At 73.5% G+C, this 13,663-nt stretch carries 13 protein-coding genes; 6 read left to right on the top strand and 7 right to left on the bottom strand.

Annotation, left to right across the window (positions count from 1 at the left end; translation table 11 throughout):
- Positions 1-43: 43 nt before the first annotated feature.
- Positions 44-370, bottom strand: coding sequence for a plasmid stabilization protein (locus EES43_RS02005; protein ID WP_124267046.1), 327 nt, complete (start codon positions 368-370; stop codon positions 44-46).
- 646 nt (positions 371-1,016) lie between these two features.
- Between EES43_RS02005 and EES43_RS02000 the strand changes: the two genes are divergently transcribed.
- Entirely contained in the window at positions 1,017-2,282 is a 1,266-nt protein-coding gene (locus EES43_RS02000) for a cation:proton antiporter (RefSeq protein WP_206429979.1), read from the top strand.
- 72 nt (positions 2,283-2,354) lie between these two features.
- Here EES43_RS02000 and EES43_RS01995 read toward each other — a convergent pair whose 3' ends face one another.
- The 3 genes from EES43_RS01995 to EES43_RS01985 form a co-directional block, all read right to left on the bottom strand.
- Positions 2,355-2,537 carry a hypothetical protein gene (locus EES43_RS01995; protein WP_124267045.1) on the bottom strand — a complete coding sequence of 61 codons (183 nt, stop codon included), beginning with the start codon at positions 2,535-2,537 and terminating at the stop codon, positions 2,355-2,357.
- A gap of 464 nt (positions 2,538-3,001) precedes the next feature.
- The gene (locus EES43_RS01990) at positions 3,002-4,069 is read right to left on the bottom strand and encodes a Rieske 2Fe-2S domain-containing protein (protein ID WP_124267044.1); all 1,068 of its coding nucleotides are present in this window, start codon (positions 4,067-4,069) and stop codon (positions 3,002-3,004) included.
- 147 nt (positions 4,070-4,216) lie between these two features.
- On the bottom strand, positions 4,217-4,888 hold the full coding sequence (locus tag EES43_RS01985; RefSeq protein WP_241192309.1) for a DUF6518 family protein: 672 nt from the start codon (positions 4,886-4,888) through the stop codon (positions 4,217-4,219).
- Between the two features lie 175 nt (positions 4,889-5,063).
- On the opposite strand from EES43_RS01985, the gene EES43_RS01980 reads away from it, so the two are divergent.
- The 5 genes from EES43_RS01980 to EES43_RS01960 all read left to right on the top strand — a co-directional run bounded on the left by EES43_RS01980 (position 5,064) and on the right by EES43_RS01960 (position 9,840).
- A complete protein-coding gene (locus EES43_RS01980; protein WP_124267043.1) occupies positions 5,064-5,753 on the top strand; it encodes a M24 family metallopeptidase in 690 nt (229 codons plus the stop codon).
- A 234-nt stretch (positions 5,754-5,987) separates the two neighbouring features.
- Positions 5,988-6,611: a molybdopterin-dependent oxidoreductase gene (locus EES43_RS01975; RefSeq protein WP_124271743.1), complete on the top strand. Its 624-nt coding sequence runs from the start codon at positions 5,988-5,990 to the stop codon at positions 6,609-6,611.
- Positions 6,612-6,630: 19 nt separating this feature from the next.
- Positions 6,631-7,314, top strand: a complete 684-nt coding sequence (locus tag EES43_RS01970; RefSeq protein ID WP_124267042.1) for a pyridoxine/pyridoxamine 5'-phosphate oxidase — start codon at positions 6,631-6,633, stop codon at positions 7,312-7,314.
- A 104-nt stretch (positions 7,315-7,418) separates the two neighbouring features.
- The gene (locus tag EES43_RS01965) at positions 7,419-7,991 is read left to right on the top strand and encodes a PadR family transcriptional regulator (RefSeq protein WP_124267041.1); all 573 of its coding nucleotides are present in this window, start codon (positions 7,419-7,421) and stop codon (positions 7,989-7,991) included.
- A 130-nt stretch (positions 7,992-8,121) separates the two neighbouring features.
- Positions 8,122-9,840, top strand: a complete 1,719-nt coding sequence (locus tag EES43_RS01960; RefSeq protein WP_124267040.1) for an acyl-CoA dehydrogenase family protein — start codon at positions 8,122-8,124, stop codon at positions 9,838-9,840.
- Positions 9,841-9,951: 111 nt separating this feature from the next.
- Here the strand turns inward: EES43_RS01960 and EES43_RS01955 are convergent, their stop codons facing one another.
- The 3 genes from EES43_RS01955 to EES43_RS01945 form a co-directional block, all read right to left on the bottom strand.
- Entirely contained in the window at positions 9,952-11,259 is a 1,308-nt protein-coding gene (locus EES43_RS01955; protein ID WP_124267039.1) for an amidohydrolase family protein, read from the bottom strand.
- Positions 11,260-11,323: 64 nt separating this feature from the next.
- Positions 11,324-12,613 (bottom strand): amidohydrolase family protein, encoded by a 1,290-nt coding sequence (locus EES43_RS01950; protein WP_124267038.1) that lies wholly within the window; start codon positions 12,611-12,613, stop codon positions 11,324-11,326.
- A 205-nt stretch (positions 12,614-12,818) separates the two neighbouring features.
- On the bottom strand, positions 12,819-13,550 hold the full coding sequence (locus EES43_RS01945; protein WP_124267037.1) for a GntR family transcriptional regulator: 732 nt from the start codon (positions 13,548-13,550) through the stop codon (positions 12,819-12,821).
- Between the last annotated feature and the right edge of the window lie 113 nt (positions 13,551-13,663).

The following is a 13,663-nucleotide window of genomic DNA, read 5'->3' as shown; positions in this document are numbered from 1 at the left end:
CGTCGTCGCCGTGTGCCCGCCCCGGGCGGGAGCTTCGGAGCGGTCAGCGTCCCAGCGCCCTGCGCAGCTCGTCCTTGTTCATGGCGGAGCGCCCCTCGATGTTCTTCTTCCTCGCCTCCGCGTACAACTGGTCCCTGGTGGGGCCCTGCGCGCCCCGGTGGGACCTCTCGCCACCGCGGGCGTAGGCGGACTTCCCGTCCCGCGTGGACGTTCCGCTCGCCGTCCGCGACTCGCCGGACCGGGCCCGTTCCTTGTTCACGGTCCGGGCGGCGATCTCCTTCGCGCGGCGTTCGGACGTGCCCCGCTCCTCCTGGCTCTCCTTGATGTGTTCGTACTGGCGTTCGCGCTTGGCGCTGGATCCAGCAGGCATGACGTTCTCCTTCTCCGACCCGCCGCCCGGAGGGCGCGAGGTCGTTCGTCGGCGAGGTCGAGTCACTTCCGGATGGACGCTCACCCGCGTTTCCCCTGCACGCCCCACTAAACAACGCCGACCCGGCGGCGGCATACGCGACCGGGTTCCGCGCCCGTCCATCCGGCTCCGGCAGGTGGATGCGCCCGGCGCGCCCGCCACCGGCGCGCGGGGGCGAATTCCGAGCCGAGCGCCGCATGCGCGGCCCGCCGACGCCCGGCGCACGGGAGAGCCGACGCCCGACGCATCGCGGAGCGGTCATGCGGCGCGCGTGGCGGGTCCACTGGAGTGACAGGGCTCGGACGCGAGCCCGCGAGGTGCTGCGCGTGCCGGAGCACGGCGGAGACGAGAGACGGGCTGCGCGCCCGCACGCGGCGGGACCGGGTGTCCGTGCCCGCACGCGGCGAGGGGACGGAAGCCGTACGGGAGCGGGCGGCGGGCCCACCCGCCCGCAAGCCGGTTCGAAACCGGACGCAGGGGTAGGCGGCGCGGCGACCGGTCCGCCGGTCGCCGGCCGGCAGCCGGCCGAGGCGGGACCCGCGTCCGTACGCGTCCGGCGGAGAGCCGCGGCGGCACGGACGGACACGACAGAAGGGAGCGGCACCACGTGTCGATCACCACCACGGGCGCGGTGTACGGCTGCCTCGGCATCGGAGCCCTCCTCGCCGCCGCACTGCCGCGCCTGCTCTCCCGCCTCCCGGTCTCCGTACCGATCGTGTTCCTGGCGGCCGGAGTGGCGCTCTACCTGCTGCCGCTGCCGCTGCCCCGGGTCGACCCGGTCGCGGACGGCCCCTGGGTGCGGCACCTCGCCGAACTCTGCGTGATCACCTCCTTGATGGGGGCGGGACTGGCCATCAACCGCCCCTTCGGGTGGCGGTCCTGGGCGGCCACCTGGCGGCTCCTCGGCCTGGCGATGCCCCTCACCATCGGCGCGACGGCGCTCGCCGCCTGGTGGCTGCTCGACTGGCCGCCGTCCGCCGCGCTCCTGGTCGCCGCCGCGCTCGCCCCCACCGACCCCGTACTGGCCTCCGAGGTACGGGTGGGAGAACCGTCCGCCGCGGAGTACGACGAGGACGAGGTCCGCTTCGCCCTGACGAGCGAGGCGGGGCTCAACGACGGGCTCGCCTTCCCGTTCGTCCTGGCGGCCGTCGCCCTCGCCGCGGCGGGCGACGTCTGGTCCGCCGACTGGCTGGTGCACTGGGCGTGGAGCGACGTGCTCGTCCGCGTCGTCGTCGGCGTGGCGGTCGGCGCGGGCATCGGCGTCCTGCTGGGCCAGGTGCTCTTCCAGTCCCGCGCCAGGTCGCTCCGCCTCGCCGAACACGGCGAGGGCTTCGTCGCGCTCGCGGCGACGTTCCTGTCGTACGGCGTCACCGAGGCGCTGCACGGGTACGGCTTCCTCGCCGTCTTCGCGACGGCGTGCGCGCTGCGCCGGTCCGAGCGGAGCCACGGCTACCACAAGGTGATGCACGGCTTCGTCGAGCAGATCGAACGCCTGCTCATGGCGCTGCTCCTCTTCGGCGTCGGCGCGTTCGTGGCCACCGGCGGCCTGGCGTCGCTGACCTGGCGGGGCGCGGCGATCGGCGTGCTGCTGCACCTCCTCATACGCCCCGTCACCGGGTGGCTCGCGCAGCTTCGCGGTCCGGGAGCGCCCAAGGAGCGGGCGGCGACCGCGTTCTTCGGCATCCGGGGGATCGGCTCGCTCTTCTACCTGGCCTACGCCTGCGGCGAGGGAGATTTCGGACCGTACGAACGGGAGATGTGGGCGGTCGTGGTCTTCACCGTGCTGATATCCGTCGTCCTGCACGGCATCGCCGCGACCCCGGTGACCTCCTACCTGGACCGGCTGTCGGGCGACGACCGGCGACCTGCCTGACCTTCCTCGGTGCGTCGGCGGGCCGGGTCCGGTTCCCGGGTGCCGCTTCGTGTCTCAGCGCCGCTTCGTCCCTCAGCGCCGCTTCCCGTCGCCGTCGTCGGCCGCACCGGGATCCACGGGCCAGCGCGCCTCCTGCCGTTCCTCCTCGGTGCGCCGGTCGAGCTCCTCGGCGTCGGGGCGGCGTGGCATGCCGCGGCTGTGACCGTGCTCCGGATCCCCTTCGACCGCTTGGTTGGACTTGTGGTGATGAGCCATCGCCTTCTCCTCAAGGCCATGCGGACGCCATCGTGGAGCGGATGCCTTGTCGGCCCGACCGCTGTCCTGGACCCGACCGCTTGAGCGGAGGGGAAAGGCGGATGGCCGTGCGCTCGACACCGGCGCCTCGCCGTCGACACCGTCGCTGCCCGACGGACGGACCTGTGCGCGTGGCGTGCCCGCCGCTCTCCGGGGGCCGTCGGCCGCGATCGTGTCGGCTAGTCCCGTCGCCGGGGAGCCTTCTGGACACGGCGCTCCCGGTGCGGGAGGGACACTCACACTCAAACCCGCCGCCGGGAGGGCCGCAACCGGGGGAGCGGGTGCCCGCCGCGGTCGCATCGGTCCGCGCCTACGTGGTGAGTGCACGTACCGTCGCGTGCCCGGCGTGCCCGGCGTGCCCGGCGTGCCCGGCGGATTCGGGAGTGCGACCCCTCGGCCACCGGTCCGGCGGAGGGCCGCCGCCGTCACGCCGGCGGGGCGGCCTCAGCGCCGCTCCTGGCGGCCGGCCCGGGATAGAACCGTCGGGCCCAGCGCCGGAACGGGCCGATCGGGCCGTCGCCGGGAGCGAGCCGGGGCGGCTGCTGGTACTGCTTGTGGTGCCAGATGGGGAAATCGGCGGCGGTGAACTCGCAACTCGACCGGAAGACGGCCCGGTCCAGAAGACGGGCCGCGCTCCTGCTGACCGCCCGGGCGAGCGGAGGCGGCAGCCGGGCGGGTTCGGCGAAGGCGATGCGGTTCAACTGACGGAACTGCATACGGTTGGGCGCGATCGCCGTCGGCATCACCATCGTGCACATCCGCAGTCCGAAGCGCGGGGTGTGCACATCGGCGTGCAGGCAGGCGAGCCCGTAGCCGTCCACCCGAACGTCGACGGTGAAGTCGCCCACCATCGGGGCCGTCTCGTGGGCGCGCATGGACACGTGGAACGCGGCGTCGTCATAGGCCACCGGTCCGCCGATCTCGGCCTTGGCCCAACCGTGCAGGGTGGCGAAGTGCCCGAGGTCGACCGAGTTCTCGATGACCTCCTGGACGTTTCCCGCGAGCTCCCAGGCGGCGGTACGGGCGGGCCGGTGGCCGATCTCGTGCCACGCGGGAATCGACCAGTCCGGCTCCCGGCCGTCGTGGTGCCGCCAGACGAACACCGCGCCGTTCACCTCCAGTACGGGCAACTGCGTCAGCGGGGAGCGCGGCGGCGGAGTGCCGTATCCGGTGCGCACGCACGTGCCGTCCGGGCCGAACGAGAAGAAGTGGAACGGGCAGGTGAGATCCTCCCCCTCCACCTTCGCCAGGCCGAGATGGGCGCCCAGGTGCGGGCAGTACGGCCGTACGGCGCGCAGCGCTCCGGTACCGAGCCGGTAGAGCACGACGTCCTGTCCCGCCAGCGGCCGGGTCAGCACCGCACCCGGCCGCAGCTCGTGAGAGAAGGCCAGCGCGGACCAGCCGCTCGGATACGGCAGGGCGGGCGCCCCCGCCACGTCGGCCGGTGTCGGACCTTGGCTGATGGCACGCCCGTACTCGCGCGAAACTCCCACGACCTCCCCCTCCACGATGGGTCGCCCGGAGACTGCCCACCCCGCTGCGTGATCCTCTCGCCGCGCCGACGTTCACCCGAAAGGGGGGTGAGGGGGCGATGGTTGACGGGTGAGCGGGCCAGGGCCCAGGCGGCGGCGTGGTCCGGCTCAGACGGAGAGGGAGTTCAGGGGTATCGTCACGAGCGCGTGGGCGAGCAGGGCGCAGGGCACGGCGGCCAGCAGGGCCAGGCCGCGCTCCCGATGGCTGCGGGCCATGAGCAGCGGAACCAGCAGGAAGGCCGCGAGGCAGGCCCACGCCTGCGGGGCGTAGTGGAGGGTCCAGGCGTACATGATGCCCTCCATGCCGAAGAGTCCGGCCAGTGCGGCCAGGGCGGTTACGCGTCGCCACGGGCTCTCCCCGCGCCACCACAGGCCCGCGACGCCGAAGAGGGGACCCGCGACGAACGCCATGGCGAGCCAGACGAGCGGGAAGAAGAGGGAACCCGCGCCGGAGCGGCCGAATTCGGCGTAGCCGTAGTATCCGACGACCAGCCCGGCCTCCGCGCACAGGCCGGCGATCGCGGCACGGCGCGGAGAGCCCGACCGTTTCAGCAGCGCCCCGGCGGCGAACGCGACAACGGTCCAGGCGGCAGCGGAATTGGCGATCTGGTTCCAGGCGCCCGGGAGGACGCCCTGGCCCAGGTTGGTGAGGACGCCGAGCGCCAGGCCGCACGCCAGCGCCACCGCGACCGGGGTGGCCGCGGGCTGCCACCCCGGTGTCCCCACGGAATCGATCGTGGTGCTGGTGCTGGTGCTGGTGCTGGTGCTGGTGGTCGTCATGATGCCTCCGGGATCGTCCTGCTGGCGGACCACGCACTATACGTAAGGTGTATAGATGGTCGTGCGGCGACACGGACCGAGACGTGGTTGCCCGGCCCGCAGGGGCCGCCTACGGTCGGCACGGTCCGGTCCCGCCTTTCGCCCTGAACCGGACCTTCGACCCATGGGGGGACGCATGACCACCGAAGTCGGCCGCACCCGGAGCCTGCTGGAAGCCCAGGCCAAGGCCGCCGAGCTCTTCGCCGAGGTCGAGACACGAGGACTGGTCGCGCCGGGCCGGGGGGAGCGGGCCGTGAGCGACGCGGTCCGGGATCTGGCGAACGAGATGTTCGGCCCCACCCGCCACTGGCACAAGCGCATCGTGCGCTCGGGTCCGAACACCCTCCACCCGTACAAGGAGAACCCCCCGGACCGGACCATCGGCGAGGACGACATCGCCTTCGCCGACTTCGGCCCGATCTTCGAGGAGTGGGAGGCCGACTACGGCCGCACCTTCGTCCTCGGTGACGACCCGGTCAAACACCGTCTGCGCGACGACCTCCCCGAGGTCTTCGCGGCCGGCCGCCGCGCCTTCGAGGCCGATCCCGCCATCACCGGGGCGGCGCTGTACGCGGAAGTCGACCGGCTCGCCGTCGAACGCGGCTGGCGGCTGGGCGGCTGGCACGCCGGCCACCCGGTGGGCGAGTTCCCGCACGAGAAGATCGACGGTGCGGACGTCGAGTCCTACGTCACCCCCGGAAACGAGACCCCGCTGCGCCGCCTCGACCGCGCCGGACGCGTCTGCCACTGGATCCTGGAGATCCACCTGGTGGACCCGGACCGCGGCTTCGGCGGCTTCCACGAGGAACTGCTGGACCTCGGCTGACGAGACCGGCTCGCGAGCGCTGATCCGGTCGGCACCCGCCCGGCCGGGGCCCGCCCGAGGCATGACCGGGAGCGGCCGGCCGGCCGCTGCCGCGCCGCCTGATCCCGCAGATGCGAGTTGTACGATCGTTCGCGACGCTCTGTGTCAGGCGATGAGGTGGACCGCCCGGCAGATGCGCCTGCCAGGACGCCGGGCGTGGAGGGCGGGAGCGCGGTGGAGAGCGGGAGGCGGGGCGTGGCGGGCGGTGACCGAGGGACCCGGACCGAGGAGGGAGCGCTGCTCCCGCCGGGGCAGCACCTGGTCCGGGGATGGCCGGTCTCGCACTACGGTCCGGTGCCCCGCTTCCGCCCCGAACGGTGGGATCTGCGGATCACCGGAGCCACCGCCGACGGCGACGAACACCGCTGGAACCTGGAGGAGTTGAGTCTGCTCCCGCACACCACGGTCGTCGCCGACCTGCACTGCGCGACCGGGCCGACCTCCACCGGGCACGAGTGGTTCGGCGTTCCCGCGCGGCTGATGCTCGAACTGGTGCCGCCCGCGCCCCGGGTGACGCAGGTGATGGCCTGGGCGGAGTACGGCTACGGCGCCAACCTCCGCCTGTGCGACCTCACCTCGCGCCGGTCGCTGCTGGCCACGCACCACCAGGGGGATCCGCTCACGGCCGAGCACGGCGCCCCCCTCCGCCTCGTCGTCCCCCACCTCTACGGCTACAAGGGTCCCAAGTGGCTGCGCTCACTGGAGTACCTGACCGAGGACCGGCGAGGCTTCTGGGAGGAGCGCGGATACCACCGGATCGGCGACGTCTGGCGGGAGCAGCGCTACTCCCACCAGGAGGAGCCGGACGGGAACCCCTGACGGACGACCGGAGGCGGAGATGGCCGGAGCAGAGGAACGAGCACGGAAGGCGGGCGACGTACGCGCGTGGCTGCGGGGACTGGATGTCTTCGCCGGGCCGCTGCCGTCGTTCGACCCGGAGGAGTCGCCGGACGATCCGGTGGAGCTGTTCGTCACCTGGCTGCAGCGGGCGGTCCAGGACGGGGTCCCGGAACCGCACGCGATGACGCTCTCGACGGTCGACGCCGAGGGCCGGCCCTGGGCGCGGGTGCTGATCCTGAAGAACCTGGACGCGGCGGGATGGCAGTTCGCCGTCCACGGCCTGAGCCCGAAGGGACGGCAGCTCGCGGACCGGCCGCAGGCGGCGCTGACCTTCCACTGGCCCCGGCAGGGCCGCCAGGTCCGGGTGCGCGGTCCGGTGACCGCCGAACCGGCCGAGCGGAGCGCCGAGGACTTCCTGGCGCGTTCGCCGGGGGCGCGGGCCGAGGCCCTGCTCGGGCGGCAGAGCGGGCCGGTGGGCGACCTGGCGGAGCGCGACGCGGCCATGGCCCGGTCACTCGGGCGCGTCGAGCGGGAGCCCGGCCTGGTGGCGGAGGAGTGGACCCTGTACACCCTGGCCCCGGTCGAGGTCGAGTTCTGGCAGGCGGACCCGGGACGCAACCACACCCGCCTGTCCTTCGCCCGGACGCCGACGGGCTGGGAGCGACGCCTTCTCTGGCCCTGAGGCCGGCACGCCCGATGACGCCCACCAGGGGCGGCCGGGTGAGCCGCGTCTCACCCGGCCGCCCCGGCTTGTCCATGCAACGAGTTGCATAGCAGGATCGCGGCATGGCGCTCGAACACGCGATCCTCGTGTCGCTGCTGGAGAAGCCGGGATCCGGCTACGAGCTGGCCCGGCGGTTCGAGCGGTCCATCGGGTACTTCTGGACCGCGACCCACCAGCAGATCTACCGCGTTCTGGGCCGGATGGAGGCCGATGGCAGGCTCATCGTCCGCGAGGTGCGGCAGCAGGGCCGGCCGGACAAGAAGGAGTACTCCGTCGCGGCCCCGGGCCGCACCGCCCTGTCGGCATGGCTGCACAAGCCCATCGAACCGGAGAGCCTGCGGCACGACCTGGCCGTGAAGATCCGCGGAGCGGCCTTCGACGACCCGGCGGCGCTGATCCGCGAGGTCGAACGCCACCACCAGGAACACCGGGACCGGCTCGCCCGCTACCTCGCCGGGGAGCGGCGCGACTTCCCGGGGTCGGACCCGGCCGCCCCGTCCGAAACGCCGGACGCCGGGAGGGAGTTGCAGCACGTCGTGCTGCGGGGCGGTATCGCCTTCGAGCGCATGACGATCGCCTGGCTCGACGACGTCCTCGCCACCCTCCACCGGCTCCGGGCCGGGCCCGTCCCGTAACCCTGGCGCGCGCGACGACGGCCGCGGCCCCTCGACGCGTCGTCGGAACGCCCGCGCCGGTCCCCGTCCCGGCGCCGCGACGAGCCCCGCGCCACCACACCCTCACTCACGGAAGGCACCTCCACCCCTCATGGCCGACTCCCTGCTCTTCAACCCGCGCACCTACGACCCGCGGCACTTCGACCCGGAGACCCGCAGGCTGCTGCGCGCCACCGTCGACTGGTTCGAGGAGCGGGGCAAGCGGCGGATCATCGAGGACTACCGCTCCCGCGCCTGGCTGGGCGACTTCCTGGAGTTCTCCGCGAAGGAGGGCCTGTTCGCCACCTTCCTCACCCCGGCCGCCGCCGGGGAGCGGGACGACCAGCGCTGGGACACCGCGCGGATCGCCGCCCTCAATGAGATCTTCGGGTTCTACGGCCTCGACTACTGGTACGCCTGGCAGGTGACCATCCTCGGCCTCGGGCCCGTCTGGCAGAGCGACAACGCCGACGCCCGCGCCCGTGCCGCGCAACTCCTCTCCCTGGGAGAGGTGTTCGCCTTCGGACTGTCGGAGAGGGCCCACGGGGCCGACATCTACTCCACCGACATGCTGCTGGAGCCGGACGGCGACGGCGGCTTCCGGGCCACCGGTTCCAAGTACTACATCGGCAACGGCAACGCGGCCGGACTCGTCTCCGTCTTCGGCCGGCGCACCGACGTCGAGGGCCCCGACGGCTACGTCTTCTTCGCCGCGGACAGCCGCCACCCGGCGTACCACCTCGTGCGGAACGTCGTCGACTCCTCCAAGTACGTCAGCGAGTTCCGGCTGGCCGACTACCCGGTGTCCCCCGCCGACGTCCTCCACACCGGCCGCGCCGCCTTCGACGCCGCGCTCAACACCGTCAACGTCGGCAAGTTCAACCTCTGCACCGCCTCGATCGGCATCTGCGAGCACGCGATGTACGAGGCCGTCACCCACGCCTCCCGACGCGTCCTCTACGGCCGGCCCGTCACCGCCTTCCCGCATGTGCGCCGCGAACTGACCGACGCCTACGTGCGGTTGGTCGGGATGAAGCTGTTCAGTGACCGCGCCGTCGACTACTTCCGGTCGGCCGGCCCCGACGACCGCCGTTATCTGCTGTTCAACCCGATGACGAAGATGAAGGTCACCACGGAGGGCGAGAAGGTCATCGACCTGATGTGGGACGTGATCGCCGCCAAGGGCTTCGAGAAGGACACCTACTTCGCCCAGGCGGCCGTCGAGATCCGGGGCCTGCCCAAGCTGGAGGGCACGGTCCACGTCAACCTCGCCCTCATCCTCAAGTTCCTGCGCAGCCACCTGCTGGACCCGGTCGACCACCCGGCCGTCCCGACCCGCCTCGACCCCGCCGACGACGCCTTCCTGTTCCGGCAGGGACCGGCCCGCGGCCTCGGCTCCGTACGGTTCCACGACTGGCGCGCCGCCTACGACGCGTACGCCGAGGTGCCGAACGTGGCCCGCTTCCGCGAACAGGCGGACGCGCTCTGCGAGTTCGTCCGGACCGCGGCGCCCGACGAGGAGCAGAGCCGCGACCTCGACCTGCTCCTCGCCGTGGGCCAGCTCTTCGCGCTCGTCGTCCACGGCCAGCTGATCCTGGAACAGGCCCGGCTGACCGACCTGGACGAGGAGCTGCTGGACGAGCTGTTCGCCGTGCTCGTACGGGACTTCTCCGCACACGCTGTCGACCTGCACGGCAAGGACTCCGCCACCGCCGAGCAGCAGCGCTGGGCGCTCGACGCGGTGCGGCGCCCGGTCGTCGACGCGGCGCGGTCGGCCCGTGTCTGGGAGCGGGTCGAGGCACTGTCGGGAGCGTACGAGATGACGCCGTAACCGTCGCGCACCCGGCGCGGCTCCCCTCGCCGTTTGCCCGCCGCCCCGGGCCGCCTGCCGCCCGGGGCGGGGACCGGCGGCCGGGTCCCCCACAGAACCCGGCCGCCGGGGTCAGTGGCCGGCCGGCTCCCCGTCCCGGGCGACGATCCGTCCGGCGCGCACGACCAGCTCGCGCCGGGGCAGGTCGACCACCACCTGCGGCAGGCACTCGCCGCGCACCAGCAGGAAATCGGCCGGCGAACCGGGCTTCAGGTCGACCACCGGAAGGCCGAGGAGCCGCGCTCCGCCGTCGGCGCCGGCCCGGAAGGCCGCCTCCAGCTCTTCGTCGAGGCGGGCGGCGCGCACCCACGCCAGCAGATGCGAGCGGTGCAGCATGTCGGCGTTGCCGAACGGACTCCAGGAGTCCCGTACGCCGTCGGAGCCGAGACCCACCTCGACCCCGTGCTCACGCAGCCGGTCGATCGGCAGTACCAGGTCCGAGGAAGGCGCCACCGTCGTCAGCGAGATCCCGGCCTCCGCCAACTCAGATGCCAGGGAGTCGAGTTCACGCTCGGGAAGGCCCGGCACGCAGAAGACATGGCTCACGGTGACCTTGCCCTGGAGGGACAGCGCCTTCGTGCGGGCGATGATCGCGCGCAGGGACCGAAGACCGGTCGCGGCCCGCTCGTGCAGGTGGATGTCGACGCCCACGCCGTGCCGGTCGGCGATGCCGAAGACGATGTCGAGCTGTTCGTCCAGCGCCTCGTCGAAGCCGATCGGGTCGATGCCGCCGACCCGGTCGACCGCGCCGCTGCGCGCGGCCTCCTCCAACAGCTCCCGCGTCCCCGGCGTCCGGACCACCCCGTGCTGCGGGAACGCCACGATCTCGACGTCCAGCGCATGCCGCAGCGCTCCGCGGGCGGCCCCGACCCCTTCGACGCCGACCAGGTCGAAGGCGGGCGCGACGTCGACATGGGCGCGCATGGCCCGGGTGCCCTGTGCCACGGCGTGGCCCATCAGACGCCGGGCGCGCTCGTGAAGAGGCGTGCGGAGCGCGTGGTGGAGCTTCACGTCCTCGGCGGTGTACTCGGCGAGGGAGCCCGCCGGGTCGCGGACCACCCACGGCTCGCCCCACGCCGTCTTGTCCGGGTGGATATGGGCGTCGACCAGCGTGGGCAGCGCGATCCCGCCCGCGCAGTCGACGATCGCGGCTCCGCGCGGCGCGGGGGAGCCGCTGACCACGCCGTCCACGACCGTGAGGTCGACGGGCCGCTCCGCGCCGAAGGGCCGCACGTCGCGGAAGACGGTGGCACGCGGTTGCCCGCCCGCCCGGTCCCGCTGCTCCGCGACCCGGTCGGCGGCGGACGCGGCGGACGCCGGGGACGGGACCGCGCCGGCAGCGGAGGAGACGGACTGTGCGGCGGAGGACGGTTCGTGCATCGAAGGCTCCTTGACCGGGGGAAGGCGGAGAGGGGGAGGAGCGCGGTCCGTGCGGACGGACGGCTCAGACCGCGAGACCGGCCCGCACCACGCGCACCGGCCGCGCCAGCACGGTGACGTCGGCGAGCGGGTCGCCGTCCACCACGAGCACGTCGCCCGCGAAGCCGCGCGCGAGCCGGCCGACCGAGCCGTCCAGGCCGAGAAGCCGCGCCGCGCCGGTGGTGGCCGTGCGGATCGCGTCGAGCGCGGACAGCCCCGCCGAGCGCATGAGTTCGACCTCGCGTCCGATCGGGTCGACCGTGCCGCCGGAGGAGTCCGTGCCCGCCGCCAGCGGAACGCCCAGCTCGTGCGCGGCCAGCACCGCCCGCTTGAGGACCGGCAGGTAGGTACGCCCGCGCTCCGCCAGTATCGGGTCCGAGGACTCGGCGAGCCCGGCGATCGCGGTGAGCGTCGGGGTGAAATACGTGCCCTTGCGGCGCATGGCGTGCAGGGTGCGCTCACCGACGAACGCGCCGTGCTCCAGCGAGCGGATCCCGGCCGTGACCGCGTCGTGGCAGCCCTGCTCGCTGTAGCTGTGGCACAGCACGCCCTTGCCGCCGCGGCGGGCGGCGGCCACGATCTCCGACAGCTGGTCGACGTCGTAGACCTGGGCGAGCGGATCCTGTTCCGGCAGTCCGGCGCGCTCGTTCACCCGGGTCTTGACGGTGTCGACGCCGCGCGCCAGGTTCACCTCCACCACGCGCCGCAGCGCCTCGGGCGAGCGCACGCCCTCGCGCAGGCGTGCCAGGGGCGCCAGGTCCGGGTCGGCCAGGATCGTGTCGCCGAGGTCCGGAGTGACGAAGACGCCCGCGGCACGCAGACGGGGCGCCCGCTCGGGGGCCTGGCGGGCCAGCTCCCGCACCGCGATGTCCTGGTAGAAGCCGGTCGATCCGCTGCGTGCGCTGGTCGCGCCCTTGCGGACCGCGTCGCGCGCCTCCGCCGCCGTGTTGAGGTGGATGTGCGCGTCGATGAGACCGGGCAGGATCCATCGGCCGTGGGCTCGCAGCACCGGAGTCCCGGCGGGCGCTCCCGGCCCGGTGCGACCCCGCCGGCCGGCCGACCGTACGACGCCCCCGACGATGACGACGACCGCGTCCTCGGTGACCTCGCCCGTCGCCGGGTCCAGCAGTGTGCCGCCCTCGACCACCAGGTCGCCGCCGCGGGCGGGGGAGTGGCCGGCGGCCCCGGTCGCCGCGGAGGCCGGGGGAGAGGCCGCGGCCAGGACCGCGGAGGTGCCGGCCAGGGCCGCCGCCCCGGCGAGCACGCCGCGCCGGGTCAGCCGGCTCGGCGGGGGCGGAGTGGACTCGACGCACATGGAGGGCTCCTTGGATCGCGGAAGGCGAACGGGGGCCTTTTGTATACCAGGATCTTCGGGTGTCTGGGAAGAAGGGATTCCGCTCGCCCGCATCTGCGCGTCATGCGGCGAATGATCCTGATGTAAGGCAAGGTGAGCGCGCGGATCTCAGCTGTCCAGGATCTTTGGTATACAAAGATGGAGCGCAGGGTCGGGTGCCGTTGGACTAGACGTCGTCGAACAGGGACCTCAGAGCCACGGCCCGGCTGTCGCGCACGTGCAGCAGCGTGCTCGCCGCCGCCGACTCCTCGTCGCCCGCCGCGATGTACCGGAACATCAACGCATGCTGCGCCCGCATGTGCGCGGGCTCCTCGCGCATCCCGAACAGCAGCCGGAGCTGGCCGCCCAACTGCTCCATCGTCCTGGCGAGGAGCGGGTTCCCGCTCAGTGCCACGATGTCCTCGTGGAACGCGGTGTGGGCGGCGACCTCGCGCGCGCCCTCGTCGTCGGACGCCGCCTCCTCGGCCCGGTCGAGAGAGGTCCGCAACGCCCTGAGGTGCGCCGGCTGCTCCGGTGCGGCGCACGCCACCCGTCGCGCCGCGAGCCGCGACGCCTGCACCGCGAGCGGCTCCCACACCTCGTACAGGTGCTCCACGTCCGCCCGCTCCAGCCGGCGCACCCGTACCCCGCTGTGCGGCAGCAGTTCGAGCAGCCCCTCCGCGACGAGCGCGCGCAGCGCCTCGCGCACCGGCACCCGGGACATCCGCAGTTCCTCGGCGATCTCGCGCTCCACCAGGCGGGCGCCCTGCGGATACCGGCGGTCGGCGATCCGCTGCCGCACCGCGTCCCGCGCCCGGGTGCTGAGCGAGGTGCGCCCGGCGGCGGCCCCACCGCCTTCCGGGAGGCCGTCCGGCCGCGTACCGTCACGTCCTGCGCTGCTGCCCGCCACGTACGCCATCCTCCGCTCGGCACGTCCCCGCCGAGGATACGCGGAGCGGCCCCGGGCCGCCCGGACACGGCGCGGCCCGGCGGGAGCGGCGGAACGGACGCCGGAGTGCCCCTGCGTCCTTG

Source organism: Streptomyces sp. ADI96-02 (assembly GCF_003846185.1).
Taxonomy (GTDB): domain Bacteria; phylum Actinomycetota; class Actinomycetes; order Streptomycetales; family Streptomycetaceae; genus Streptomyces.
Note: the sequence above shows the minus strand (reverse complement) of the source record. Positions and strands in the feature narration are given on the sequence as shown.

Bases quoted from the DNA above. Each gene is read 5' to 3' on its own strand.
- EES43_RS02005 (WP_124267046.1), bottom strand. From the start codon at position 370: ATGCCTGCTGGATCCAGCGCCAAGCGCGAACGCCAGTACGAACACATC.
- EES43_RS01995 (WP_124267045.1), bottom strand. From the start codon at position 2,537: ATGGCTCATCACCACAAGTCCAACCAAGCGGTCGAAGGGGATCCGGAG.
- EES43_RS01985 (WP_241192309.1), bottom strand. From the start codon at position 4,888: ATGACGACCACCAGCACCAGCACCAGCACCAGCACCAGCACCACGATC.
- EES43_RS01980 (WP_124267043.1), top strand. From the start codon at position 5,064: ATGACCACCGAAGTCGGCCGCACCCGGAGCCTGCTGGAAGCCCAGGCC.
- EES43_RS01970 (WP_124267042.1), top strand. From the start codon at position 6,631: ATGGCCGGAGCAGAGGAACGAGCACGGAAGGCGGGCGACGTACGCGCG.
- EES43_RS01965 (WP_124267041.1), top strand. From the start codon at position 7,419: ATGGCGCTCGAACACGCGATCCTCGTGTCGCTGCTGGAGAAGCCGGGA.
- EES43_RS01960 (WP_124267040.1), top strand. From the start codon at position 8,122: ATGGCCGACTCCCTGCTCTTCAACCCGCGCACCTACGACCCGCGGCAC.
- EES43_RS01955 (WP_124267039.1), bottom strand. From the start codon at position 11,259: ATGCACGAACCGTCCTCCGCCGCACAGTCCGTCTCCTCCGCTGCCGGC.
- EES43_RS01950 (WP_124267038.1), bottom strand. From the start codon at position 12,613: ATGTGCGTCGAGTCCACTCCGCCCCCGCCGAGCCGGCTGACCCGGCGC.
- EES43_RS01945 (WP_124267037.1), bottom strand. From the start codon at position 13,550: ATGGCGTACGTGGCGGGCAGCAGCGCAGGACGTGACGGTACGCGGCCG.